Here is a 24,056-nt window from a genome sequence, read left to right as displayed (position 1 = left end):
CCCGGCGCGGCCGGCGCCGAGGCGGGCGGCGCCGGCGCGGGTGGTACTAGACCCCGACCGGGTTGAGCCGCAGTGCCCGCTGCTCCTGTCGCCGTACCTCGATCCGGCCGCCGGCCTCGCGCGTCTCGTAGACCGGCGCGGGCCGGGTCGCGGGGCCTCGACGCACCTCGCCCGAGGCCAGCTCGAACTGACTGCCGTGCCACGGGCAGGTCACGCAGCCCCCGGCCCGCTCCCCGCCGGACAGCGGACCGCCGCGATGGGTGCAGCGGTCGGCCAGCGCCACCACCCGACCGTCGTCGAGCCGTGTCAGCAGCAGCGGTACGCCGGCCACCGTCACCTGGACCAACTCGTCGGAGACGTCCACGGCCGCCGTCGCGTCGGCCCAGTCCTCGGGACCGGCCTGGAAGGCGGTCGTGTCGACCCCGACCCCCAGCGCGAACGCGAGGTGCCCGCCGAGCCAGCTGGCGGCGCCGAGCGCCCCCGCCCCGGCCAGCGTCCAGCCCCGAGCGCTCGCATCGGCGCGCAGCCGGCGCAGACCGATCGCGTAGGCGCAGAGACCGGCGACGTTCGCCGCCGCGTGCACCAGCCCGACCCGCTTCTCGGCGCCCTCGGTGTCCAGCCAGTCCGACCAGCCGGCGACCGCCGCTGGCGTCGCCGACAGCAGGCCGAGGCCGACGAGCCGCCGGACGGCGGCGCGGGTGGCGCCGCCGCCCGCGACGTCGAGGGTGGTCGCGCTCAGGAGGAACCCGGCCGGCGCGATCACGAGCGCGGGATGCAGCGGATGGCCCAGCTGCCGGCCCGACAGCAGGTCCCGCGCCCACGCCGGCAGCGGCACGGCGGCGACGGCCGCGCCGACCCGCTCGGCCAACGGATCGATCCGGCTCTGTCGCTCGAGCCAGTCCGTCATCCGATCGACGACCGGCCGGGGACGCGACGAAAGGTCGGGACTCATACCCGGGAACCTGCCTCGGCTGGCCGCGGCCAAACCCGACGCTCGACGGCGGAGCCGGCCGGCCCGCGGGACGAGTACCGCTAATCGCCACCCCCTCCCCGGAGCCGGTCGAACGGCTGAGGCAGGCGTTGTACCCCCGGCCGGTGCCGATGGTGAGGCACCGACCGGCCAGCGCCGGCCCCCGAGGTCGCGGCGCGGGTTCGGGCGATGTCTTCCGTCCTGACTGGGTGGGCGCGGCAGTGTGTCCGACGGACTCTGTCCGACGTACCCGTACTCGCACTCGCGCGGGAGGGCGGTCAGCCGCGGAAGAACGTCCGCAGGTCACCGACGAGGACGTCGGGGCGTTCCATCGCGGCGAAGTGCCCGCCGTCCGGGAACTCCGACCAGTGCGCGATGGCGGAGTTGTCGCGTTCGGCGAACGTGCGGATCGTCTTGAAATCGTCGGCGAAGACCGCCACGCCGGTTCGCGAGGGGTTCACCTCGGGCTCGCGCGCCGCCCTGGCCTCCTCGAGGTGGTAGCGCCCGGCGGTCGCCTGGGTGTTCGTGAACCAGTACAGCGAGACCTGGGTGAGGATCTGCTCGCGGGTCACCAGGCTGGTGCCGTTGCCGAAGTTGTTGAACAGTTCGCTCCAGGCCAGCTGCCCGACCGGCGAGTCGGCCATGGCCACCGCCACGGTCTGCGGGCGGGTCGCGTTGATCTGGTTGTAGCCGCCGACGGACTGGAACCACTTGAGGTGCTCGAGCGCGGCGTAGTCCTTCGGCTCGAGCTTCGCGAACTCCGCCGGGTCGCCGGAAGGGAACGAGAACAGCTGCAGCACATGCAGACCGAGGAAGCCCGCCGGCTGCAGGAGACCGAGTTCACGAGAGATCATCGCGCCGGCGTCGCTGCCGTGCACGCCGTACGACTCGTACCCGAGCCGCCGCATCAGCCCGTCGACCGTCTGGGCCGCTCGCCGCATGGTCCAGCCGCGCCCGACGAGCGGCGTGCTGTAGCCGAAACCGGGGATCGACGGGACCACGACCGAGAACGCGTCGTCGGGGCTGCCGCCGTGCGCGACCGGGTCGGTGAGCTGGTCGATCATGTCCAGGTAGTCGACGAACGAGCCCGGGTAGGTGTGCAGAAGCAGCAGCGGGGTCGCGTTCTCCTCCTTCGACGGCACGTGGACGAAGTGCACGGTCTGCCCGTCGATCTCGGTCAGGTACTGCGGGAACGCGTTCATCCGGGCTTCCTGGGCGCGCCAGTCGAACTTCGTCGCCCAGTATTCGACGGTCTCGGCGAGGTAGCTGTTCGGGACGCCGTACTCCCAGTCGTCGGTGGGAGCGGGCCGCGGCAGCCGGGTGCGGGCCAGGCGCTCGCCGAGGTCCTCAAGATCGGCCTGCGAAACCTCGACGCGGAACGGGCGGATGTCGTTCGTGGTCTTCGTCATGGCACTTACGCTAGAACCCGTATAGGAACACTTCGTTCCTATTTATGCGACGATCCTCGACATGCTTGAGACTTCGTCCCGGCTGCTCGCGCTGCTGGCGTTGCTGCAGTCGCGACCGAACTGGACGGGATCGGAGCTGGCGGACCAACTCGCGGTCACCACCCGCACGGTCCGCAACGACATCGACAGGTTGCGTGACCTTGGCTATCCCGTGGAAGCGGTCCGCGGGCCCGCCGGCTACTACCAGCTCGGCGTCGGGGCGAAGCTGCCGCCGTTGCTGCTGAGCGACGAGGAGGCGGTGGCCATCGCGATCGGCCTGCGTGCGGGTCGCGGTGTCAGCGGGATCGAGGACAGCAGCGCGGGGGCGTTGAGGAAGCTCGAGCAGGTACTTCCGCATCGGCTGCGGCGTCAGGTGAACGCTCTGCATGAAGCAATGTTGGAGGGCCCGGCGAACACCGGCAGCAACGTTGCGGACCCGGTCGTGGACTCCGCGATGCTGGCGATGATCGCCGCGTGCATCCGGGACCGCGAGCTGCTCCGCTTCGACTACACCGCCCCCTCCTGCACGGACCAGTCGCCACAGCTCAACGACGCCTCGGCGCCTTTTGGCGACTGGCCAGTCCTCGTCGAGCCCTACCGGCTGGTCAGCTGGCAACGGCACTGGTACCTCGTCGCCCGAGGCCCGGAGACGGGCGCTTGGCATACCTACCGCGTCGACTGGATCGCGCTCCGGGACGCGACCGGGCGCAGGTTCGCGCCGTCCGAGCTGCCCGGCGGGGACTACCCGAGCTTCGTGCTGCGCGACGTGGCCAAGGCCGGGTGGAAGGTGCATGTGCGGATCACCGTCCACGCGCCGGCCGATGAGGTGCTTTCACGGATCAACCCGACCGTCGGCGTAGTGGAGGCGATCGACGACTCCACCTGCGTCCTCGTGACCGGAGGGGACAGCCTAGAGATCATCGCGGTCTACATCGGCATGCTCGGCCGCGACTTCACGGTCACCGAACCGCCCGAGCTGGTCGAGCATCTCCGCGTGCTGGGCAACCGCTACCTCGGGGCCATCCAACCCTGACCGTGGTACGGCGGCCGCCGTTTCGTGATCAGGGCTACGGCCGCGGAAACCTCAACCGTGTCCGGACAGCCAGGCGCAGGAGAATCGTCGCTGCTACCGCTGGTCTCGCTGAGCATCCTCCTCGAGAACGCGGCGCGCCAGGTACCACCGCAGCGGCGGGATGCGCATGGGACGAACCCAGAAGAGTTCCATCGTGCCCGGTACGGCGACCGTCCCACCCCATAGCCGACTTCCGACGAACCACACCGTCGCACGGTCGCAGGCTTCGAGCGCGGGCCACCGCCAGATGGATGTCACCGGGGACATGACCGCCTCGTACGGGCCGCGCGACTCGGCGGCGCGAGGTCCGACCGGTTGCGCATCATGTGGTGGCGCCGGTGGCCACAGGATCAGCGTCGGCTGGCCGTTGCCGCCCCCGACCGTCCCGAACCGGCACGGCCGCACCGTCCACGGGTTGCGCGACAGGAGGAACCGCATGCGCCCTACGTGAACGAGCGCGATCAACCCGCAAGCCACCGTTAGCCCGCCGAACGCGAACGGTAGGAACGCAGGGCCCCCGTCACCGATCAGCGTCAGCGGCAACCCCACCGTCATCGCAAACACGCCGATGCCAACCGTCCCCCAAGCCCGACGATGACGCTTCCGCAACGCCCGAGCGGTCTCCGGACCATTCAAAGCAGCACTATCGGAGCGACTCGCGCGCGACACGCCCGAAGTGTAGCCGTGATACCGACGCCGGCTTCTGCGGTTGCCACGGAACGATCGGCCTCGCGCCCGGATCGAGACCGCACCGCGCGGAATCCGCCAAACACGACGCGATCTGCCGTAGACGCAGCGACGCGAGTTTCGCGCGCAGGGAAAGTTCGGAGGTGAAAGAAAAATCAATAAAGCGGCCCGGGCGGTGTTAGCCGCACCAATCCCGGGCCTTGACCAAGACCTTGAGCTACCAATGAGCGGACCCAATGGCAAGGTGGTTAGCTGTCCGGGTGGCCCCGGTCACCCGCCGGTCGGGTTCGTGAGGGGTTCGAGGATCTGTTCGACTTCCGTGTGGCCGGTGCCCGGGAGGTGGTGGGGACGGTCCGCTCGGCACAGGTCCAGGGGCGTGTGCCCGTCGGCGTCGCGCAGGTTGGGGTCGGCGCCGAGGGCGAGCAGGCATCGGACGCTCGCGGGTCGACCGTTCGCCGCGGCCAGCCGCAGCGGATGACGGCTCCAGATCTCGTCGACCCCGTCGACCGGCGTGCCGGCCGCGACCAGCTCCTCGACCACCGCCAGGCGTTGATGGTCGGTGGCCATCATGAGCGCCAGGAGAAGCTGCTGCGGGCTGGCCTCCTCGAGAGGCCAGCGGCTGATGTCGCCGGCCGCCGCGGCGACGACAAGGTCCGCGATGCGCGCCCCGGCCTGCACCAGGACGTCCACCACCGCGGTCATCCCGAACACGGCGGCGTGCAGAAGCGCGTTCCCGCCGGGAACCCCGCCGGAGGTCGGCGACGAGGTGGCCTCCAGGTCGGCGCCCGCCTGGATGAGGACCTTGGCGACCTCCGCGTCGCCGTAGCTGGCCGCCGTGATCAGCGGAGTCTCCGGGCCGCCCGGTTCGCCGTCGACCGGTGCTCCGGCCGCGAGCAGCGCGCCCGTCAGCGCCGCGGTGCCGGGGACGTCGCGCCAGATGTCGCGAGACGTGTCGTAGCGCAGCATCGCCACGTAGCTCAGCGGCGACGCGCCCAACGGGTGGTCACACCACCGCGTCATCTCGGCGACGGCCAACTCGGGCTCGCGCGTGAGCAGGTCGACGAGGCCGGCCACATTAACGTCGTCGAGGGCCTCGCGACGGTCGACCTCGGTCTTCAGCCTGGTCCAGCTGATGAATCCGTACTCCCGGGCGAGCGCTAGCTGGGCGTTCGCGAGACTGACCTCGTCCGCGACGGCGCGGACACGCGCCAGCGCGGTGGCGTCACCGTTCCGGGCGGCCCGCAGGAGGTCTCTGGCCTGGTGGCGGAGCTGCTGGAAGTCCGGGCGGGCGGGAAGGCTGGGCATGACGTCCCCTCGTCAGCTCGCGGTCCGCGCGCCGAGCCGGAAAGGAGAACGTCAACGGCCTGGGCAGAACATGTCTCTCGAGGTGGACTCAGTCCTGCCCGCGGACCCGGAAGCGCCCTCACACGCTCGCCGCCTATCCTAGCCACCGCCGCCGCGGCTACCAGCACAGATCGCTGTTTGTGCCCTCAGGTGGTCACGACCCGGCCTCGCTGGCAACCACAGCAGGGCACAAACGACGATCGCCGGCCGCCGGGTTAACGCGGCGGCGTATCCGAGAGAAAGGCGCGCGCGTCTGGCAGCGCCTCCTCGATCGTCACTCGTTTGAACACGCCGTGGGCGTCCCTGTAGATCAGGAGAGCGCCGGCCCGAGCGAACTCGGAGAGGACCTGACGGCAGCCCCCGCAGGGCGCGCACGGTCCTTCCTTCTTTTCGACGACGGCGACGGCGGCGATCTCCAGTGTCGTCCTGCTCGCGGTCACGGCCTTGACCACCGCCGCGCGCTCGGCGCAGATCGACATCGGGTACGACCGGTTCTCCACGTTGGCGCCCGAGTAGAACCGGCCGTCTCCGGTGACCAGTGCCGCGCCGACACAGAACATCGAGTACGGCGCGTAGGCGAACTCCGTGGCCTCCGTCGCCAGTCTGACGAGCTCGTCGACGATATTCTCGTCGATCTGTGTACTGCTCACCACAGCCCCTTGAACCTCGAAATCGAGCGCCACCAGCGTGGGCGCAGGCGTCTGGCCGGCGGCGGACCGAGCCGGCATCCCGCCGGCGCTACTCCTCGCCGCGCCGGTAGACGAGACCGTCCGCCTTCGGTGGCCGCAACCGCTGCGAGGCGAATGCCAGCACCAGCAGCGTGGTCACGTACGGGGTGGCGGTGACGACCTGGCTGGGTAGCGAGTCGGTGCAGGCGTACCAGGTGGCCAGGCCAGCGGCGGCCACGAAGCATGCGACGATCACCGCGATCCGTGGTCGGCCACCGCCCTTGCCGGCCTTTCCGGCAACGGCGCCGCCAACGCCGTTCGCGCCCTCACCGCCGCCCTCACCGCCGTTCCCACCGTCACCGTCACCGTCGGAGTCACCCGTACCGCTGGGCACGGCCGCCAGTCCGCCGCCGCCGGCTCCAGGAATCCGGAACCACCGCAGCAGCGTGACGGCCCCGACCGCGGCCAGCAGGACCGCGGCGACCAGCAGCAGCGCGTGCACGGCTGGCGCGTTCCGCAGCTGCAGCGCGTCGGTGTAACCGAAGAGCCCTGCGCCGGCGGCGAGCCCACCCGGACGCCAGTTACCGAAGATCATCGACGCCAGGCCGATGTAGCCGCGGCCGCCGGTCTGGCCCTCGCGGTAGATGTTGGCCGCGACCTCGGCGAGGTAGGCCCCGCCGAAACCGGCCAGCCCACCGGAGATCATGACCGCCACGTACTTGTAGGCGTAGACGTTGACGCCGAGCGTCTCCGCGGCGTGCGGCTCCTCGCCGCACGAGCGCAGCCGCAGCCCGAACGGGGTCCGCCACAGGATGCCCGCGCTGAGCGCGACCAGCGCGACCGCGATCAGCGTGAACAGCGAGATGTGGGTGAGCAGGCCGCGCAGCAGCCCGGCCAGGTCGGAGACGAGGAACCAGTGCCGGTTCTCGACCGGCCGCAGCGCCGACTCGATGCCGGGCACCGACACCCGCCCGACCGGGCCGATCGGCGGCGACTGCGACTGTCCGCCGCCGGGGGTGCCTTCGAGCAGCTCGGCGGCCAGGTACTTGGTGACGCCCAGCCCGAGGATGTTGACGGCGACGCCGCTCACGATGTGGTCGACACCGAAGGTGACGGTGGCGACCGCGTGCACCAGCCCGCCGATCGCGCCGAACAGCACGGCGGCGACCAGCCCGGCCCAGGGCCCGTGCTCCCAGCCGATGCAGCCGGCCCCGAACGTGCCGAGGATCATCATGCCCTCGAGGCCGATGTTGACCACGCCGGCCCGTTCGGCCCACATCCCGCCGAGCGCCGCCATCGCGATCGGCACCGTCGCCCCGAGAGCCGCCGACACGGTGCCCGACGACGTGAGCTGGTCGGCCCCGGACAGCGTCCGGGCGAACGCCAGGACGAGCAGGACGCCCCCCGCGATCCACAGCCAGCGCGGACCCGCGGCGCGGCGCCACCTCGGCGTCCAGCCGGTGCCCCGACAGGAGCCGGACGGTGTTCCGGGCCCGGAGGCCGGCGGCGGTGGGGACGGGGGAGTGGGGGTCAGGACCGTCGTCACGCTCCCACCTCCTGCGGCGTCGGCGGGACGGGCGGGACAGGGGCCGCCGGTGGAGGACCGCCCGAGGCGAGCCGTCGCGCGACCTCCCGCTGCTCGGCCCGGGTGCGGATCCGTCGCACCAGTTCGTAGGCGACGACGACCGACAGCACGATGACGCCCTGGGTGACCTGCACGATGTCCTTCGAGACGCCCTCGAGCTCCAGCGAGGTCGACGCGTTGTCGAGGAAGCCGAACAGCAGCGCGCCGATCGCGATGCCGACTGGGTGGTTGCGGCCGAGCAGCGCGATCGCGATCCCGGTGAAGCCGAGCCCGGCGGGGAAGTCGATGGAGAACGTGTGCGACGCGCCGAGCAGCTGCGGCATGCCGACCAGCCCGGCGACCGCGCCGGACAGCAGCATGCTGATGACGATCATCCGGCCGACCTGGACTCCGCTGGACTTCGCCGCGTCCTCGCTGGCGCCGGCGGCCCGCAGGTCGAAGCCGAACCGGGTGCGGGACAGCAGGAACCAGTAGCCGACCCCGACGATGACCGCCAGGATCGCCAGGCCGTAGACCTTCAGCGGCGAGTCCGGGATGACCGAGATCCCGGGGATCTGCCCGGAGGGCGGTATGAGCCTGGTGCCGATGTTGTTCGAACCGGTGGTGCGCACGGCGAGCCGGCCCGGCGTCAGCAGGTAGGCGATCAGCGCGGTCGCGATGAAGTTGAGCATGATGGTCGAGATGACCTCGCTGACGCCGCGGTAGACCTTCAGCAGCGCCGCGGCGGCCGCCCACAGCGCGCCCACGGCCATCGCGATCAGCAGCACGACCGCGACATGCAGGACGTGCGGCAGGCTGATGGCGGCTCCCGCGGCGGCGGCGAGCAGCGCGGCCAGCCGGTACTGCCCATCCACGCCGATGTTGAACAGGTTCATCCGGAACCCGATCGCGACCGCGACCGCCGAGAAGTAGTACGTCACCGCCGAGTTGAGCATCAGCGCCTGGGACCGCGGCCGCTGGGCGTAGGTGACCATCGTGTCGAGGACGTCGAGCGGATTGCTGCCGGCGCCGACCAGCACCAGCACCGTCACCGTGACCGCGGTGACCAGCGCCAGCAGCGGCGCGGCCAGCGCGGTGCCGGTGGAGGTCAGCAGCTTCCTGGGGTTCGGCGCCTTCACCGGTCCTCCCCGGACTCGACCGCGGCCTCGGACTCGGTATCGCCGGGTTCGACCGCGACCTCGGTACCACCGCCATCCGGCTCGGCCTCAGAGGCGGCGGGCGCAACGGGCGTAGCGGGCGCGGCCGGCGTGCCGCTCATGCCGGACATCGCCGACCCCAGGTCCTCCGGGGTGACGCTGCCGGGATCGGCCTCGGCGACCAGCCGGCCGCGCAGGATGACCCGCAGCGTGTCGGACAGGCCGATCAGCTCGTCCAGGTCGGCGCTGACCAGCAGCACCGCCAGGCCCTCCCGGCGGGCCGTCCGCAACTGGTCCCAGATCGCGGCCTGCGCGCCGACGTCCACCCCGCGAGTGGGATGCGCCGCGACCAGCAGCTTCGGACTGCCGCCCATCTCCCGGCCGACGATCAGCTTCTGCTGGTTGCCGCCGGACAGCGCGCCGGCGGCGACGGCCACCGACGGGGTCCGCACGTCGTACTCGGCGACGATCCTGCGGGTGTCGGCCCGCGCCGCGGACGGCGTCAGCAGGCCGGCGCGGGAGTTCGGCGGCCGGGTCTGATGGCCGAGCATGCGGTTCTCCCAGAGGGAGGAGTCGACGAGGACGCCGGAGCGGATCCGGTCCTCGGGCACGTACGCCACGCCGGCCTCCCGGCGCCGCCGCGTCGGCCACGCCGTGACGTCGGACCCGTTGGCGGCGTCGCCGAGCAGCACCCGGCCGGCGGCGGCGGGCCGGATGCCCATCACCGCCTCGATCAGCTCGGCCTGGCCGTTGCCCTCGACGCCGGCGATGCCGAGGATCTCCCCGCGCCGCACGGTGAAGCTGACGTCGGTGACGGCCCGGCGGCCGTCCTCGGTGTCGACGGACAGCCCCTCGACGGTCAGCGCCACGTCGTCGGTGACGGTGTCCTCCGAGGTCTCCGGCGAGGGCAGCTCGCTGCCGACCATCAGTTCGGCCAGCTGCCGCGCGGTGACCTCGGCGGGCCGGACGGTGCCGACCGTCGTCCCGCGCCGGATCACGGTGATGTCGTCGGCGACGGTGAGCACCTCGTCGAGCTTGTGCGAGATGAAGATGATGGACAGGCCCTCGTCTACCAGGTCACGCAGCGCACCGAACAGCTCGGCGACCTCCTGCGGGACGAGGACCGCGGTTGGCTCGTCGAGGATGAGGGTGCGTGCCCCCCGGTAGAGCACCTTGAGGATCTCGACCCGCTGCCGTTCGCCGATGCCCAGGTCACGGACGTAGGCGTCGGGCCGGATGTCGAGCCCGTAGCGGGTGGCGATCTCGTTGATGCGGGTCCGCGCCTGCCGAGAATCGAGCAGGAACCGGCGCCATCCGCGCTGTCGCGGCTCGGCGCCGAGCACCACGTTCTCGAGGACGGTCAGGTTGTCGGCGAGCTTGAAATGCTGGTGCACCATGCCGATGCCGCGGGCGATCGCGTCCGCCGGGCTGTGCAGCGTGACGTCCGTGCCGTCGACGAGGATCGTCCCCGAGTCCGGACGGTGCATCCCGTACAGCGTCTTCATCAGCGTCGACTTGCCGGCGCCGTTCTCGCCCACCACCGCGTGCACGGAGCCGCGCCGGACGCGGATGGAGATGTCCCGGTTGGCGACCACGCCGGGGAACGTCTTGGTGATGTCGCGGAGCTCGACGGCGAAGACCTCCGGCCCGGTGCCGGCGGCCTCGGCGGCTCCGCCCGCCGTCGCCGCGTCGTCGCCGGGGGCTGCCCCCGCGACCGGCGCTCCGGTGTCGTCGGCGGCTGACGCCTCTCTGCCCTCGGTGCCGATAGGAGACGCTCCTCGTGGGATGGATGAAACGGCCCTGTCAGGCCCATCCGGTGGTTCGGATGGGCCTGACAGGGTTCAGTTCCTCAGTTCCTCAGTTCTTCGGCAGTTCTTCGGTGCTTCAGCTCGTCGGGACGGTGATTGTCCCAGCGATGATCTTCTTCTGGTAGTCCTCGGCCGTGGCGGTGTACGGCGCGACGATGCTGTTCGACGTCGCGAATGCGACGCCACCGGCCTTCAGGTCGTACACCTTCGGCCCGGTCAGCGGCTTGCCGTCGACGTACGACTTGATCATGTCGTAGACGGCGACGTCAACCTTCTTGATCATGGAGGTCAGGATGACCGGCTTGACGTCCGCGGCAGCACCCAGGTACTGGTCCGCGTCGACGCCGATGGCGAGCTTGCCGGCGGCCTTGGCGGCCGTGAAGACGCCGCTACCGGAGCCGCCCGCCGCGTGGTACACGACGTCGGCGCCGCTGTCGTACATACCGGCCGCCGCGGTCTGGCCCTTGGCTGGGTCGTTGAAGCCGGTGAAGTCCGGCGGCTGGGTCAGGTAGGTCACCTGGATCTTGATGTCCGGCTTGACGGCCTTGGCGCCCGCCTCGTAGCCGGCCTGGAACTTCTGGATCAGCGGGGTGTTGACGCCGCCCACGAACCCGATGTTGTTCGCCTTCGTCGCCTGGGCCGCGATCGCGCCGACGAGGAAGGAGCCCTGCTCCTCGGCGAAGGTCAGGCTGGCGACGTTCGGGACATCCGCGAGCGTGGCGTCGTCGATGATCGCGAAGCTGGTCTTCGGGTACTCGGGGGCCACCGCGCCGAGCGCCGTCGCGTAGGCGAAGCCGACCGCGATGATCGGGTTGTTGCCGGCGTCGGCGAGCTGCCGCAGCCGCTCCTCCTTCTGCGCGTCGGTCTCGTTCTCGGTGGCCTCCAGCTCGGTCTTCCCGAGACCGAGATCCTTGACCGCCTTGTCGAGGCCTGCCGCCGCCGAGTCGTTGAAGGACTTGTCGCCCCGGCCACCGATGTCGTACGCGAGGCCGACCTTGGTGGACCCGGCAGTGGCGCTGCCGCTGGAGCCCGCGGGCGTCGTGCTGTCCCCCCCGTCGTCACCACAGGCCCCGAGGACGAGCACCGCCGCGCTGGCTGCGGCGACGAGTCCCGTCATCCTCCGAAAGTGGCCGAATCTCCGCACACGCCTGTCTACCCGCAAGGAACCTGTCTCCCCTTCGTCTGCCTCGGACGCTCCGCCCGCGGTGCTGCCGGCATCGGCGCCTTGCGGGAACCGATCACCCAAAAGCGCCTGATCCGGGCGTAATCGTCGAAGGCTAGAAGTAGAAGGTTTCGCTGGTCAACCGTCCGTAGTTTCTGAGTCCCTGATCCTGTAACGCTTATGTTTCGTACTCCCCAAGGGTGGGGTCGGGGTTGACGCATCGGGGAAGTCGTGGTTGACCCGCCAGGGAGGCTGAGGCGATGTTCTACCTGGCCCACCGCCTGTTCGAGCCGGACGCGAGCGGCTGGACGACCTGACCGGCCTGCTCGCGCTGCTGCAGGGACCCAGCCTGGACGACGGAGCCTGCCTCGAGGTCGGCTACGCCGTGGCTCTCGGCGCCCCGATCGTCCTCATGACCACCGACTTCCTCACCTACGGCAACACCGCGGACGCGCCGAGGTTGCCGACCTGCTACGTGGCCGCGGCGACCGGCCGCACCGCCCTGGCCCGGCAGCCCGTCCCGGCCTGGACCTTCGCGCCGGGCCGCGAGCCGAACTGGCGCAACCTGATGGTCCAGTGCGCGGTCAGTGGCATGTTCCGGTCAGCGGCATGTTCAAGGACGCCGCCGGGCTCCTGGCCCTCCGAGCGATGCGTCGACCCGGTTCTGAACCGTCCGTACGTCGATCTGGACGAAAAACGGAAGGTCACCGACACGGCGGCGGACGTCACGGTCGACGTCCGCTACATCCACGGCGGCTTCACCGGTACGAAGGCGAAGTCCGCCCTCTACTTTCCCCTGCGGTACCAGGGGCGATTCTTCGAGTCCACCTATCCCACCCTGGCCACGGAGGAGGCCGCGGCGAACGCCGTCGCGTTCGCCATCACCAACGGCGCGTACGCCGTGTCGACCAACAACGCCGGCGGTCTGCCCGGCGCCGGCGACATCGCCGGCTACCGGGTCAACGCGGCGGCCGCGAAGTTCTCCCGCACGGTCGCGAGGCAGGTCTACGGCGACAACGCCCGCCCGCGCGGCTACATCTACGGGGCGAGCGGGGGCGCCTACCAGACGATCGGCGCGCTCGAGAACACCGAAGGCGTCTGGGACGGCGGTGTGCCGATGGTCCCCGGCAGCCCCAACGCCATCCCCAGCAGCATGACCGTCGAGCTCCTGGCGCTGCGCGTGCTGCGCGACGTCTTTCCGCGCATCGTCGACGCCCTGGAGCCAGGCGGCAGCGGCGATCCGTATGCGGGGCTCACCGATGAGCAGCAGTCGGTCCTGCGCGAGGCGACCCGGCTCGGCCTCCCGCCCGGCGGCTGGTGGGACTACCGGAACATGAGCGGGGGAGCGTTCTTCGCGGTCGCCGGCGGTGTCCGGATCCTCGACCCGACCTACGTCGAAGACTTCTGGACCAAGCCGACTGGGACTTCGACGGCAAGGGCGGCTACCCGGAGCGGTCCGAGATCGACAAACCCGCCCAGAAGGCGCGGCTGACCACCACGCACACCTTCGCCAAGGCCGGCACGTACTTCCCGGTCGTGCGGGTCACCTCCCGGCAGCGGGGCGCCACCGGCCCCTACGGCCTCGTCCAGAACCTCGTCCGCGTCCGGGTCGTCGTCCGGTAGCCGCCGATCCGGAGACGGCGTGAAATGACCGCGAGCGAGCCGGTCGGGGGCTGCTCGACGGGTGACCGGGGGACCGCCGCCCGTTGGCCGGCGGGTTGACCGGACGGCTGGGCCGGGGGCTGGCCGGCTGTTGGCGGGGCCGAATCATTGGTTGGATCAGGAGGTAACGGGGTTCGTCCCTTTCCGGCATGACCGGGATCCCTTCCCGGCGCCAGCGAAGAAAGTAGTGAATCAATGTCCGCCATCACCGACCAGCCTCGCCCGACCGACCAGCCGGCCTATCCGGTCCGCATCGACGCGGCGCCCGGGCCCGACCCGGGGCTGTCGCGGTGGCTCTGGCTCGTCAAGTGGCTGCTGGTCATCCCGCATGCCATCGTCCTGTTCTTCCTCTGGATAGCGGTGCTGGTGCTCAGCATTGGCGCGTTCTTCGCCATCCTGTTCACCGGCCGCTACCCGCGCTCTATCTTCTCGTTCAATGTCGGAGTTCTTCGCTGGTCCTGGCGGGTGAACTACTACAGCTACGGCGCGCTTGCCACCGATCGCTACCCGCCGTTCTCGCTCGGCGAGGTCCCCGACTACCCGGCGCAGCTGTCGGTCGCCTACCCGGACCGGCTGTCTCGCGGCCTGGTCCTCGTGAAGTCCTGGCTGCTGGCCATCCCGCACTACCTGATCGTCGGCCGTCTCGGCAACGCCCTGGCCGGCCTGCTGACGTTGTTCGCCGGGGTCATCGTGCTGTTCACCGGCCGCTACCCGCAGTCCGTCTACGACCTGGTTCTGGGCCTGCGGCGGTGGGCTCTGCGTGTCCAGGGCTACGCGATGTTGATGACCGACAGCTACCCGCCGCTCCGGCTCGACATGGGCGGCCCCGACCCGGCCGCTCCCGACCTCACCTGAGGCTGCTCCGCGGAAACGCCTCGCTCTCGGCGGCCGTCATCGCCATCCGCCGCCCGCGCCGCTGTTGACGCGGCGGGGTCCGGGACCGGGGCCGCTGGACGTCGTGGGTGCCATGCGGTCACTAAGGTGGGCGCCTGCTCCTCAAGTCAAGTACCTTGCTCCTCAAGACAGTCGCTTTAACTCGGGGGAGGGCTTCCGTGGGCATCGATCGCATGGTTCCGACCGTGCATCCGCACCTCGGCGGCGAGGGGCGGCGGGAGAGCGCCGGCTGTAAGCACGGGCGCGCGTTCCCCGCCACCCACGAGGCCGGAGCCCAAGGCAGGTCGGCGAACCTCGGCCGTGCGAAGGCCGCGGCGATCGCATGACGCGCCCCCTACGCCTGATGGGATCCGCGGCCGTCATCACCGGCGCGGGCAGCGGTATTGGCCAAGCCACCGCGCTCGCGTTCGCCCGTCGCGGTGCCCGGGTCATGGTGAGCGACCTCGACCTGGACCGGGCACGCGCCGTCGCGGCCGAGATCACCGCCGGCGGCGGCGAAGCGTTCGCGGTACGGGTCGACGTGACGCGGGAGGCGGACCTGGCGGCGCTGCGCGACGCCTGCCTCGAGCGGTTCGGCCAGGTCGACCTGGTGATGAACAACGTCGGCGTGCTCGCCATGGGCGCGCCCGAGTCGCTGCCGGACGAGGCCTGGCAGCGGGTACTCGAGATCAACCTGATGAGCATCGCGCGCAGCAACCGGGTGTTCCTGCCGCTGCTGATCGGGCAGGGCCGGGGGCATGTGGTCAACACGTCGTCCGCGTCGGGTCTGCTCGCGTACGGGTTCGACCGCCTCCCGTATGTCGCGAGCAAGCACGCGATCGTCGGGCTGTCCGAGGCGCTCGCGCTGTACCTGGGCCCACGCGGCATCGGGGTCACGTGCGTGTGCCCGTCCGGGGTGATCACCAACATCCTGGAGCAGGTGACGGCCTACGGCCAGGTGACCTCCTCGCCACGCGCCCCCGACCATCCCGTGGTGCCCGCGCAGACCGTTGGCGAGCTGGCGGCCGACGCCGTGACGCACGGACGGTTCCTCGTCCTGACGGTGCCCGAACTCCAGCAGGAGCTTGTCGCCCGAGCTACCGACCCGGAGGCCTACCTACAGGCACTGATCGCGGAGCAGACAGCGTGAACCGGTACCTACGCCGGCGAGCGGGCCGGCGGTGACCCAGCCGCAGGGCGCGCCGACGGGTGCGATGGCACTGCAACTGCTGCTGACCGCCGAACGACTGTTCGCCGAGCACGGCATCGATGGGGTGTCCCTGCGGCAGATCACCACACGGGCCGGATCGGGAAACAACTCGGCCGTCCACTACTACTTCGGCTCGAAACGGCGTCTGATCGAGGCGATCTTCGCTCACCGGATGCCCCAGCTGGTGCAGCGGCGCGCCCTTCTGTTGGCCCGCATCGACCCGGACGACCTGCGGGCACGGTTCGAGGCCCACCTGCTGCCAGTGCTGGAGCTGGCGGAGTCACCCGACAACTTCTACGTGTCCTTCGTCGAGCAGCTCCAGCGCAGCAAGGAGTCACGAGGCGCCCTCGGCCAGCCGGAGGAGATCCAGCGGTCCCAGAACGAGTTCCTCCACGACATGCGCCGGCTGCTGGCACATGTCGAGGAACCTGTCCGCACGACGCGCATCCGCGAGGTCCAGGAGCTCAGCGTGCATTCCGCCGCGCGGCGCGAGCAGGCGATCGCGGCCGGTGAGCGGGTTGTTCCGTTCGGCCCGTTCGTCAGCATGACGATCGACGGTTTCACCGGCTATCTCGCCGCGCCGGTGTCACCGGATACCCGGCGGTTTCTGCCCGAGTCTGACCAGGCGCTTCCCGCCGCGTCCCTCCGCCTGCTCTGAGCCGGCCAGGTGCGCCGGGTCGGATCGGCTTGGCTTGGCCCGTGGAGCCGGACCGGCCTGATCCCGGGTAAGAAACTCACATCCGTTTTCGGCGTGGATTCTGTGATCTTGAACCGGCTCGAGGTCAGCTCCACAGTGTGGCGATGGGAGCGGCGGTGATGTTGGCGCCGAGCGGGTAGGTGCGTTTGCCGGTGTGAAGGACGAGGCCGGCGACGAAGCGGTCGTCGAGTTCGTCACGGAGCCAGGCAAGATGGCGGCCGGCGTCGCGGTTGGGTGCGGCGTCGGCTTTGACTTCAAGGCCGATGACGCGTCCGCCACCGAGCTCGATGAGGATGTCGATCTCGTGGCGGCCACCTTCCTGGCGCAGGTGGTAGAGGCGGGGGCGACTGGCGCTGACCGGGATCTCGGTGCGCAGCTGGGCAACAACGAAGGTGTCGAGGATGCGGCCGAGAAGGTCGCCGTCGCGCAGGACGGCACGGACATCGACGCGCAGCGCGGCGCCGATGAGTCCGGGGTCGGTGAGATAACGCTTGGGGACCTGGACCAGTCGCTTGAGGCGGTTGGTCCACCAGGAGGGCAGGCTGTCGACGACGAGCAGGTTCTTGAACAGGCCTTCATAGGCATCGGCGGTCTTGGAGTTGATCCTGGCTGCTTCGAACATGGTCTTGCTGGCGACGATGCCGGCGGAGTTCAATGCCAGGACCTCGAAGAAGCGGCGTAGGCGGTCAGGATCGCGGGACTCACCGAGGAGTTCGACGTCACGGGTGAGGAGCTGGTCGAGGTAGCTTTCCAGCCATTCCTCGCGGCGGGCGGGTGAGAGGCGCAGGGCGGGTTCAGGGAAGCCGCTTCGCAGCGCCAGCTCGAGATAGCCGGGCAGGTCGGGCGGGTCGGCCGGGGTGGGCAGCGTGTCCGGGCCGGTGTCGGCGATCCGGTCGATGAATGTGGGCCCGTCGATCCGTCCGTCGATCTCGCGCATGGACAGGCCGGTCATCGCGACCCGGACTAGGCGGCCGGTGCCGGGCCAGTTCTCGGCCTGCAGGTCGGCACGCACGGAACCTGCGACCAGGAATCGTCCTGGCCTGGGGCTGACATCCACCGTCCGTTTGATTGCGCCCAGCACACCCGGAACGGCCTGCCACTCGTCGAGCAGCACAGGTTCGGGAAACTGGCGCAGCGCCGCGTCGGGATCAGCCTGGAAGGCGACCGCCTCGGCGGGTTCGTCCAGGCGGATCATGGTCCGCGCATGCCGTGCCGCCGTGGTGGTCTTGCCTGTCGCCCGTGGCCCGACGATCAGCACCGCCGGCAGCTCCGAGAGCATCTCGCCGATCCGGGCGTCCACCAGCCGGGGGAGGTATGAACTGGCCACAACCACCTCGGATCCACCGGCCGGAGACCACGCTACCGGCACCACACGGGTGTGAGTACCAGTCTGCCACAGTCATCGCTACCATTTTCATGCAGCTGCTGGTACCAACCTGCCGCAAGCGCGCGACTGATAGATCGCTGCCTCCGTGTTGCCGTGGTCGTGGATTCGGCCACATCGCGACCGTGGCGATACGCTTGTGGTGATCATGGATGGTCGTGGGCGCGTGGACGGTCGGCGACCGGGTTCGGCTCGTCATCGCCGCCGACCAGGACTCCGGGCCGTCTTTCGATCATGCTTCGGCCGCTGGGGCGGACCATCTCTCGCGCTCGCGCGACGAATCCGCGCTTGGCGACCCGTTCTACCTGCGCATTTGCCGCCGCGGGCGGGATCGGGTCCGGCATGAGGCCGAGAGATGACGGTCGTGTTACCTGTCACATTGCCGGACGTTCGGCGGATACCGGCCGGAAAACTGTGCTGGGTTCCTTCGAGGCGCCGGGTTTCCCGGACGGCGCGTGGTGTGGACGGTAGATGGAGGGATTCCCTTGACCCGGCCCGAGACCGTCATTGACGACCGCGCGACGGCGACGGCGGTCGAGGCCGTCGTGAACACCGGGTCCTACCCGCTGTTCGCGCCACCGGGGAGCGCGGCCTGGAATGGGCTCGTCCTGGGTGTCCGGCGGGAGCTGGCCGAGTCCGGATGCTGTGTGCTTCCGGGATTCGTCAGGCCGGAGGCGCTGGAACGGCTGCGCACCCAGTGCGCGGCGCTGGCGCCGCTCGCCTACTACGGCGACGAGACGGTGAACGCGTACAACATCGCGCCGGAGACGCCGCTGCCGCCAGACCATCCCGGGCGGGTCAGCATGCCGCGGGGCAACGCGTTCGTGGCCCGGGACCGCATCCCACCCGACCACGCCGTCCAGCGGCTCTACACCAGCGTCGCTTTCCAGGCATTCGTCGCGGCCTGTTTCGAGCTGCCCGCCGTGTACGAACTGGCGGACCCGCTGGCGGGCCTGTGCGTCAACATCGTCGCTCCCGGGCGGGAGCATCCCTGGCATTTCGACACCAACGAGTTCGCGGTGAGTCTGCTGACCCAGGAATCCGAGGGTGGCGAGTTCGAGTACTGCCCGGGGATCCGGTCCGCGGCCGAGGAGAACGTCGAGGACGTGGCGGCCGTGCTGGCCGGCCGAGGCGACAGGTTCATCCGGCGGTTGCGCCTGCGGCCCGGAGATCTCCAGCTCTTCCTCGGTCGCTACTCGCTGCATCGGGTGAGCCGGGTGACCGGCCTGGCCCAACGGCACAGCGCGATCTTCGCCTACAGCGCGCGGCCGGGCGTGGTCGGCAGCCTGTCCCGGACCAGGCAGCTGTTCGGCCGGGTGCTGCCGGAACACCAGAAGGCGGCCGACCGGCCCGTCCGGGTGGACGCGCTGCTCGACTGACCGCCGCCCGCGTCGCACCACCGGGGTCCGCCGGCGCGGGCGCCCCCGCGTCGATGCCGCCGTTCGCCGCCCTCCGTCCTTCGACGGGCACTCCACCGCCCATTGCAGCCCGCCCGTTCCGGCCCGCTCATTCCCGCCAACCCATTCCTGACCGAGCATTCCGGACCGATGCCCGCCCTGATCGCCCAGCCGCTGGGCGTATCGAGAGGAGCACCGACCATGGACTTCGACGCGACCGGAAAGGTTTCACTCGAGCACGTCTACAACCAGCCCGACCCGCGTGCCTACTTCCGCACGCTGCGCGCACTCGACTACCGGTTACCTCAGCTGGCCAAGCCGTACTTCGCCAAAGTCATCGACGAGTGCCAGGAAAGCCGCCCGGACCGGCGGCTGAGAGTGCTTGACGTCGGATGCTCCTACGGGATCAACGCGGCGCTGCTGAAGCTCGACGTCGCGATGGACGATCTGTACGAGCGTTACGCCCACCCGCGAAGCCGGGCGGCGCTGGTGGCCGGCGACCGGGCGCTGGCAACGGCCCGCGGGGGCGCCACCGATATCGAGGTGATTGGCCTCGACGTCTCCGGTCCCGCGGTGGCCTACGCCCTCGACGCCGGGTTCCTCGATGACGCGCTGCACGCGGACCTGGAGTCCCGCGAACTCACGGAATCGGAACGGGCCCGCCTCGCCGGGGTGGATCTGGTCATCTCCACCGGCTGCCTCGGCTACGTCACCGATCGGACCCTCACCCAGATCGTGACGGCGGCCGCCAGCCCGGACCCGGCTCCCGGGCCCGACGAGACGGCGGGACGCGGCGGGCCGGCTCTGCCCTGGATGGCGCACTTCACGCTGCGCATGTTTCCCTTCGACCCGATTGCCGAGACCCTCGCCGGGTTCGGATACCGGACGGAGGCGGTGGACCGGCTGTTCGAACAGCGCCGGTTCGCCTCGCCACAGGAACGGGACCAGGTGCTGACGACGCTCGGCGGGGTCGGGGTGGATCCGCGCGGGCTGGAGGCCGAGGGATCGCTGTACGCCCAGCTGTTCATCTCCCGTCCGCCCGAGTTCTCGCCGGGTATCCGATCGTGGTGAGCACGGAACGGGCGGCGGCCTGGCAACCGCCGGGATGACGCGACTGGCGTCATGATCGGCTCACCATCCACGACCACGACGAGGAAGACGACCAGGATGACCGTCCAGACCGGCCGCGAGACCGCCGCCACGACCGCCGCCACACCCACGGCCGAGACGGGGCCCGGGGCGGGCACGGAGCCCGCCGTGGGCACCTTCGACAGCGAGGACAGCCTGCCTCGAGTCCCGCTACCGGACCTGGCGGACAGCTGCGCACGGTTCCTGGAATGGTGTGCCCCGCTGCTCACCGCGGAGCAGCTGGCCGCGACCGAGGCGGCCGTGGGCGACTTCCTCGCGCCGGACGGACCGGGGCGGCCGCTGCACGCCGAGCTCGCCCGGTTCGACGCGAGCGACGGCGTGCACAGCTGGCTCGACGAGTTCTGGCCCGCCCGCTATCTGGGCCGGCGGGACCGGATCGCGCTGAACGCCAACTTCTTCTTCCTGTTCCGGGACGCCGCGACGCCGGCCGGCGACTCTCCAGTCGGCGACCTCCCGGCCGGCGACCCGCAGGTCGAGCGGGCCGCGGGCCTGATCGCCGCCGCGCTCGACTACAAGATCCGGCTGGACGCGGAGCGCATCCCACCGCTGCTGCGGCGGGGCCAGCCGCAGTCGATGGTGCAGAACCGGTTCCTGTTCTCCACCACCCGCATCCCCGGCCGCGACCAGGACACCGTCCGGGTGCCCTACAGCGCCGCGTGGCCGGGTCCGTCGGACGCCCGCCACGTCGTGGTGTTCCGGCACGGCCAGCTGTTCCGGCTGGACGTGCTCGGCCCGGACGGCACCCCGCACACCCTCCCGGAGCTCGCCGCCGGGCTCACGGCCGTGGTGGCCGCCGCGGGTCCCGCGCCGGCGCCGGACGACACCGCGGTCGGGCACCTCACCACCAAGGCCCGCGCGGCGTGGGCGCAGAGCCGGGCGGCACTGCTCGCCCACGATCCGGCGAACGTGGCCGCCCTGGAGGAGGTCGAGCGGGCGCTGTTCTGCGTCTGCCTGGATCACGTCGTCCCGCCGGACACCCTGGCCACCTGTGACCAGCTGCTGCACGGCAGCGCCGCGAACCGGTGGTACGACAAGGCGGTCTCGTTCGTCGTCTTCCCGAACGGGCGTGCCGGGATCAACGTCGAGCACTGCGGGCTGGACGGCACCACCATCCTGAGCTTCGTCGACGCGCTGCTCTCGGCGCCGCCCGCCGAGCTCTCGGCCCGCTCGGGTGCGCGGGAACACGGCCACCCGTCGGTCCGGCCCGTCTCCTTCGTCCTCGACGCGGCGCTGCGGGCGGACATCCAGGCGGCGTCGGAGTCGTTCGCCCAGTTCGGTGCGGACACCGTGGCGCTGGCGCTGTCGTTCCCGGAGCACGGCGCCGACCGGTCCAAGGCGCTGCGGATCTCGCCGGACGCGCTGGTGCAGCTGGCCTACCAGCTCGCGCACCACCGGGCGAAGGGCCAGATCGGCGCGACGTACGAGTCGATCGCCACCCGGCAGTGGCGGTACGGACGCACCGAGGCGATGCGAGTCGTCACGCCGGAGGTGTTGACCTTCGTCGCGACGATGAACGATCCGGCGGCGGATCCGGCCACTCGCCGGGCGGCGCTGCGCGCGGCGGCCGACGCCCATGTGCGCCGGGCCGGCGAGTGCCAGCGCGGCGACGCTCCCGAACAGCACCTCTGGGAGCTGGCCTTCATCCAGCGTCGCCGCGGCGCCGAGCTCGGTGCGCCCACGGCGCCGCCGCTCTACGAGTCGCCGGGCTGGCTGGTGATGCGGGACGACTACCTGAGCACCAGCTCCGCCCCGTCGGTGAACATCGAGTACTTCGGCTTCGGGTCGACCAGCGGGAAGTGCATCGGCATCGCCTACGTGCTGCTGCCGGACCGGCTGAACATCTACCTGAGCACCCCCCGCCCGGTGGCCGCCGGAATGCACGCCTTCGCCGACCGACTGCGCGAAGCCCTCGCCGAGCTCGACGAGCTGCTTACTCCGGCCCCTGCCGCCGACCACTCCTGAGCAGGCACAACGGCGGGCCGATCCGGCGAAAGCCGGATCGGCCTACCCGGTGGCGCCGTGGGTCGGACTCCTCTGATCGCGTTTGATCGCGTTCCGTGTCCTGGGTGGGTCCCAGGCGCGTCCAGGACGCGTCGAGGGCGTGTCCTGCCGGCCATGGCACGATGTGCCATCGCTGTCAGTCATTGACATTGGATGGGCGACACCTTACGGTTCCGTTTCATCCACGTTTCGTCCGCGAGTGGCAACGGCAGCGCTGGCCATTCCGCACTGGTCGTCGCTTCTCTCGGAAATGCAGTGATGGGCGATGACTGGTGGGAGAAATCGGATGAGGAAACGTCGCCATGCCGTCTTTTCTGGGTTATTAACGTCGTTAGCGGTGACGCTCGCCGCGTTACCGGCCGTGCTCCTGGGCGCGGGAACGGCGGCGGCCGCCGAGCCAGCCCCGACCCCGGCCCCGACCGTGACCGGGCCGGTGGCGGGGGGCACTCCGGCGGAGTTCATGTTCTCCACCAGCTTCGACCTGGCCCAGGTCGGCTACCGGGAGTCGGAGTTCTTCCTGTCGGGCACCGCGAGCGGCTACACCTCCGCCACCCCGTTGACGAGTGACGGCAAGTGGGCCGTGACACCGAACGGAACCGCGCCCTACACGACCCGTGCGGTGGTCCGGCGCCCCGTCGACCCGAAGAAGTTCAACGGAACGGTCATCGTCGAATGGCTCAACGTGAGCGGCGGGGCCGACGCCGGGCCGGACTGGACGTTGACCCACAACGAGCTCGTACGGGAAGGCTTTGCCTGGGTCGGGGTCTCGGCGCAGTGGACCGGCGTCCAGACGGCGAAGGGCAACAACCCGGGGACGCTCCCGGGAAACCCGGTGCGGTACGCGCCGCTGTCCCACCCCGGTGACAGCTACTCGTACGACATCTACTCGCAGGCCGGACAGGCCCTGCGCGGCAACTCCGCGCAGCTGCTGGGCGGCCTGAAGCCGCGCAAGCTGATCGCGGCCGGAGAGTCGCAGTCGGCGGCTCGCCTTGTCACGTACATCGACGGGGTACACCCGCTCGCGCGCGTCTATGACGGGTTCCTCGTACACAGTCGCGCTGCCAGCGGCGCGGCCCTCTCGCAGGTGGCACCGCCCGCGCTGACCCCCGTCGTGCCATCGCCCTCCCCGGTCCTGATCCGTGACGATCTCAACGTCCCCGTCTTCGTCTTCCAGACCGAGACGGACGTCGTCTTCAGCAACCTCACCGCCCGCCAGCCGGACACAGGACGATTCCGCGCGTGGGAGGTGGCGGGGACGGCCCACTTCGACGACTACGGGTTGCAGATCGGGCCGACGGACACCGGCGACGGGCAGGGCGCGATCGCGAGCCTGGCCGCCATGCAGAACCCGCCGACCGTCACCTCGGCTGGCACGTGCACGCTCCCGGTCAACACCGGTGGCGCGCACTGGGTGCTCGACGCGGCGGTGTACTGGTTGAACCAGTGGGTCGTGAACCGCGTGAACCCCCCTCGCGGGCAGCTGCTACAGACCACAAGCGCGTCACCGGTGGTGTTCGCCAAGGACGCGAACGGCAACACCCTCGGCGGCGTGCGGTCCCCCCAGGTCGACGCCCCCATCGCGGCCCTCGGTGGCGTGGGGAACACGCCCGTCCTGTGCGGCCTCTTCGGCACCACCGTGCCGTTCAGCGCGGACAAACTCGCCGGTCTTTACAAGAACCACGGCCAGTTCGTCGCGCAATGGAGCCGGTCGGTGGCGGACGGCGTCATCCACGGTTTCCTGCGCCCCGCTGACGCGGCGGAGCTCGAGAACGCCGCGATACGCTCGCAGATCGGAAAGTAGGA

The 24,056-nt window shown here is 70.6% G+C and carries 19 protein-coding genes; 10 read left to right on the top strand and 9 right to left on the bottom strand.

Annotated elements, in window-relative coordinates:
• Window positions 1-46 precede the first annotated feature (46 nt).
• The gene (locus tag FRCN3DRAFT_RS0240635) at window positions 47-952 is read right to left on the bottom strand and encodes a Rieske (2Fe-2S) protein (protein ID WP_007506905.1); all 906 of its coding nucleotides are present in this window, start codon (window positions 950-952) and stop codon (window positions 47-49) included.
• 296 nt (window positions 953-1,248) lie between these two features.
• The gene (locus FRCN3DRAFT_RS0240630) at window positions 1,249-2,379 is read right to left on the bottom strand and encodes an epoxide hydrolase family protein (RefSeq protein ID WP_007506904.1); all 1,131 of its coding nucleotides are present in this window, start codon (window positions 2,377-2,379) and stop codon (window positions 1,249-1,251) included.
• A gap of 61 nt (window positions 2,380-2,440) precedes the next feature.
• Here FRCN3DRAFT_RS0240630 and FRCN3DRAFT_RS0240625 point away from each other — a divergent pair, with 61 nt between their 5' ends.
• A complete protein-coding gene (locus FRCN3DRAFT_RS0240625) occupies window positions 2,441-3,451 on the top strand; it encodes a helix-turn-helix transcriptional regulator (RefSeq protein ID WP_007506903.1) in 1,011 nt (336 codons plus the stop codon).
• A 996-nt stretch (window positions 3,452-4,447) separates the two neighbouring features.
• Here the strand turns inward: FRCN3DRAFT_RS0240625 and FRCN3DRAFT_RS0240615 are convergent.
• The 6 genes from FRCN3DRAFT_RS0240615 to FRCN3DRAFT_RS0240590 form a co-directional block, all read right to left on the bottom strand.
• On the bottom strand, window positions 4,448-5,482 hold the full coding sequence (locus tag FRCN3DRAFT_RS0240615; protein WP_007506900.1) for an ankyrin repeat domain-containing protein: 1,035 nt from the start codon (window positions 5,480-5,482) through the stop codon (window positions 4,448-4,450).
• Between the two features lie 254 nt (window positions 5,483-5,736).
• Window positions 5,737-6,204 (bottom strand): cytidine deaminase, encoded by a 468-nt coding sequence (cdd, locus tag FRCN3DRAFT_RS0240610; protein ID WP_198536220.1) that lies wholly within the window; start codon window positions 6,202-6,204, stop codon window positions 5,737-5,739.
• Between the two features lie 55 nt (window positions 6,205-6,259).
• Entirely contained in the window at window positions 6,260-7,735 is a 1,476-nt protein-coding gene (locus FRCN3DRAFT_RS56925; RefSeq protein ID WP_007506898.1) for an ABC transporter permease, read from the bottom strand.
• Window positions 7,732-8,892: an ABC transporter permease gene (locus FRCN3DRAFT_RS0240600; RefSeq protein WP_007506897.1), complete on the bottom strand. Its 1,161-nt coding sequence runs from the start codon at window positions 8,890-8,892 to the stop codon at window positions 7,732-7,734. Before FRCN3DRAFT_RS0240600 ends, FRCN3DRAFT_RS56925 begins: the two co-directional genes overlap by 4 nt.
• Window positions 8,889-10,505: an ABC transporter ATP-binding protein gene (locus FRCN3DRAFT_RS48755; RefSeq protein WP_007506895.1), complete on the bottom strand. Its 1,617-nt coding sequence runs from the start codon at window positions 10,503-10,505 to the stop codon at window positions 8,889-8,891. Before FRCN3DRAFT_RS48755 ends, FRCN3DRAFT_RS0240600 begins: the two co-directional genes overlap by 4 nt.
• A 289-nt stretch (window positions 10,506-10,794) precedes the next feature.
• Window positions 10,795-11,835 (bottom strand): BMP family lipoprotein, encoded by a 1,041-nt coding sequence (locus FRCN3DRAFT_RS0240590; RefSeq protein WP_007506894.1) that lies wholly within the window; start codon window positions 11,833-11,835, stop codon window positions 10,795-10,797.
• Between the two features lie 457 nt (window positions 11,836-12,292).
• On the opposite strand from FRCN3DRAFT_RS0240590, the gene FRCN3DRAFT_RS56920 reads away from it, so the two are divergent.
• From FRCN3DRAFT_RS56920 to FRCN3DRAFT_RS0240560, 4 genes are all read left to right on the top strand, one after another.
• Window positions 12,293-13,372, top strand: a complete 1,080-nt coding sequence (locus FRCN3DRAFT_RS56920) for a hypothetical protein (protein ID WP_342436254.1) — start codon at window positions 12,293-12,295, stop codon at window positions 13,370-13,372.
• A 365-nt stretch (window positions 13,373-13,737) separates the two neighbouring features.
• Window positions 13,738-14,397 (top strand): DUF4389 domain-containing protein, encoded by a 660-nt coding sequence (locus FRCN3DRAFT_RS0240575; protein ID WP_007506892.1) that lies wholly within the window; start codon window positions 13,738-13,740, stop codon window positions 14,395-14,397.
• Between the two features lie 361 nt (window positions 14,398-14,758).
• Window positions 14,759-15,565, top strand: coding sequence for an SDR family oxidoreductase (locus FRCN3DRAFT_RS0240565; RefSeq protein ID WP_007506890.1), 807 nt, complete (start codon window positions 14,759-14,761; stop codon window positions 15,563-15,565).
• Window positions 15,566-15,596: 31 nt separating this feature from the next.
• A complete protein-coding gene (locus FRCN3DRAFT_RS0240560; protein WP_007506889.1) occupies window positions 15,597-16,283 on the top strand; it encodes a TetR/AcrR family transcriptional regulator in 687 nt (228 codons plus the stop codon).
• Between the two features lie 124 nt (window positions 16,284-16,407).
• Here the strand turns inward: FRCN3DRAFT_RS0240560 and FRCN3DRAFT_RS0240555 are convergent, their stop codons facing one another.
• Window positions 16,408-17,649 (bottom strand): ATP-binding protein, encoded by a 1,242-nt coding sequence (locus FRCN3DRAFT_RS0240555; protein ID WP_007506887.1) that lies wholly within the window; start codon window positions 17,647-17,649, stop codon window positions 16,408-16,410.
• Between the two features lie 209 nt (window positions 17,650-17,858).
• Here FRCN3DRAFT_RS0240555 and FRCN3DRAFT_RS0240550 point away from each other — a divergent pair, with 209 nt between their 5' ends.
• From FRCN3DRAFT_RS0240550 to FRCN3DRAFT_RS0240530, 5 genes are all read left to right on the top strand, one after another.
• Window positions 17,859-18,065 carry a hypothetical protein gene (locus FRCN3DRAFT_RS0240550; protein WP_027141378.1) on the top strand — a complete coding sequence of 69 codons (207 nt, stop codon included), beginning with the start codon at window positions 17,859-17,861 and terminating at the stop codon, window positions 18,063-18,065.
• 126 nt (window positions 18,066-18,191) lie between these two features.
• The gene (locus tag FRCN3DRAFT_RS0240545; RefSeq protein WP_007506886.1) at window positions 18,192-19,085 is read left to right on the top strand and encodes a HalD/BesD family halogenase; all 894 of its coding nucleotides are present in this window, start codon (window positions 18,192-18,194) and stop codon (window positions 19,083-19,085) included.
• A gap of 219 nt (window positions 19,086-19,304) precedes the next feature.
• Window positions 19,305-20,174 (top strand): class I SAM-dependent methyltransferase, encoded by an 870-nt coding sequence (locus FRCN3DRAFT_RS0240540; RefSeq protein ID WP_007506885.1) that lies wholly within the window; start codon window positions 19,305-19,307, stop codon window positions 20,172-20,174.
• 96 nt (window positions 20,175-20,270) lie between these two features.
• A complete protein-coding gene (locus FRCN3DRAFT_RS48745; protein ID WP_007506884.1) occupies window positions 20,271-22,214 on the top strand; it encodes a choline/carnitine O-acyltransferase in 1,944 nt (647 codons plus the stop codon).
• A gap of 376 nt (window positions 22,215-22,590) precedes the next feature.
• Window positions 22,591-24,054 (top strand): alpha/beta hydrolase domain-containing protein, encoded by a 1,464-nt coding sequence (locus tag FRCN3DRAFT_RS0240530; protein ID WP_232794410.1) that lies wholly within the window; start codon window positions 22,591-22,593, stop codon window positions 24,052-24,054.
• Window positions 24,055-24,056 lie beyond the last annotated feature (2 nt).

The sequence above is a fragment of the Pseudofrankia saprophytica genome (genome assembly GCF_000235425.2).
GTDB lineage: Bacteria > Actinomycetota > Actinomycetes > Frankiales > Frankiaceae > Pseudofrankia > Pseudofrankia saprophytica.
Note: the sequence above shows the minus strand (reverse complement) of the source record. Positions and strands in the feature narration are given on the sequence as shown.